The following is a 1,758-nucleotide window of genomic DNA, read 5'->3' as shown; positions in this document are numbered from 1 at the left end:
CAGCCGTACGGTGCGCTGCCGCAGCGCCATCAGCAGCGGGACCAGCTGGTACGCCCGGGGCTCCACGGCGATCGACGCCAGGGAGCGGAACGGGCCCGCCCCCGAACGGAAGCCGATGCGCAGCGCCGTGCGCAGCAGACCGGCGGCCCGCTGGTCGCCCAAATCGGCCGGGCTCGGCGGTGCGAACTCGGCCGGACGCACCTCCTCGAAGGAGGGGAAGACGGCCGCGATGTCGTCCTCGCTCCCGCCCAGGGGGCGCAGCACCAGCATGTCGGCGGCGCTCTCGGGCAGCACCACCCATTCCCGGCCACGGGCGGCGACCAGCGAGCCGGCTGTGTACGTGAGGCTCATGAGATGTCTCGGTTTCTGGAGATACGGAAGAGGGCGGCGCGGTCAGCGCAGGTGGAAGTAGGCGGCCTGGTGGCCGGTGATGGCGTCCCAGTCCGCGTCCGTGGGGAAGCGGACGACGTCCCAGCCGGCGTCCTCCAGGCGGTAGCCGGCCTCCAGGTCGCGGGTCGCGTCGGCCGGGCGGCCGGGGACGTCGACGAACACGGCGAGGCTGGCACCGTCCAGGCGGAAGACGAGATCCGGGCAGGCTCCCGCCTCCGGGACGAGGGTCTTGACCTCGTCGGGGAGCCGGTAGCCCTTCGCCCTGAGCCAGCCGAGCAGATCGCCTTCCGCGACCAGGGCGGCCAGATCCGTCTCCAGCACGGTCGGCGAGGGCGCCGGGGTGCTCGGGGGAGGGGAGTCCACGGTGCGCGCGGCCGGAGTTTCCTCCCGTGCAGTGGTCACGCTGCCCGCAGCCGGGGCCAGCCTGCGGAAGAGCTCGCTGCGGGACTCGCCCCGGTCCTCCCGCTCGGTGCGGGCGCCGGCCAGCCGCTCCAGCAGCGGCCGGGCGCTGTGCCGGCTCAGCCTGCGGTGGTGCGTCTGGTTGGCGTAGGACAGCAGGCAGGCGTAGCAGCCGCGGGCGCACTGCTCGTCGTCCGACGGTCCGCCCTCGTCCTCGCCGGTCTCCGGGTCGAAGTGGCAGATCTCCAGGGCGGTCCTGGCCGCCTTGGCCAGAGCGTCCTTGTCGTGCTGGATACGGCGCAGCACACCGGCGCCGCCCTCGGCCGCCTCCGTGAACAGCAGGTGGCGGCGCGGGCCGTCGTCCGGAGGCAGCAGCTCCGCGGTCAGCTCGGAGTCCTCCAGCTCGAACGCCGCCTCGATGCCCCGCTCCAGGGCGTACAGGAACGACAGGGCCACCGGCTCGGGCTGCGGCTCGTCCAGGGTGACGACGAGGATGTTGCGGCGGTCCTCCACGTAGGGCAGGACACGCCGCTTGCGGCGCTTCTCGTTGCCGTCCTCGTCGACCACCGGCATGCCGGTGCCCTCGATGGCGTCCGCCGCGGCCCGGTCGTTGAGCCAGCGGCCGTCGAGCCAGTAGCCGTCCGGCTCGCCCTCCTTGTCGCGTACCCGGCCGAGGTTGGTGATGCGGACGGTCGCGGAGTCCCCGTAGTCCAGGTCGAGGACCGGAGCGCCTTCGCGGTCGGTCACATGGGAGGTGAGACGCCCCTTGCGGACGCCGTGGTCCTGGAACGCGTACGAGGTCTCCAGGCGGAAACCCGCCCGGCGGCGCTCCTCCTCGTCGGAGGAGATCCGCTCACGCGGGGTCGTGTACACGGTGTGCAGGTGGAGCAGGCCGGTGCGCTTGCCCGTCAACTGCTCGTGGCACATCGTGCAGACGTCCGTGCCGACCTTGACCGCGTAGTGGTAGGC

The 1,758-nt window shown here is 72.9% G+C and carries 1 protein-coding gene and 1 pseudogene; both read right to left on the bottom strand.

Annotation, left to right across the window (positions count from 1 at the left end; genetic code table 11):
- A pseudogene (locus IH13_RS0127275) lies at positions 1 to 351 on the bottom strand (helicase); the annotation flags it as partial.
- A gap of 42 nt (positions 352 to 393) precedes the next feature.
- Positions 394 to 1,758, bottom strand: a 1,365-nt coding sequence (locus IH13_RS0127270; protein WP_031088633.1) for a DUF1998 domain-containing protein, incomplete at its 5' end; no start/stop codon positions are given.

It is taken from the genome of Streptomyces sp. NRRL WC-3549 (assembly GCF_000721935.1).
Taxonomy (GTDB): domain Bacteria; phylum Actinomycetota; class Actinomycetes; order Streptomycetales; family Streptomycetaceae; genus Streptomyces.
This window is presented reverse-complemented; position numbering and strand designations above follow the sequence as displayed.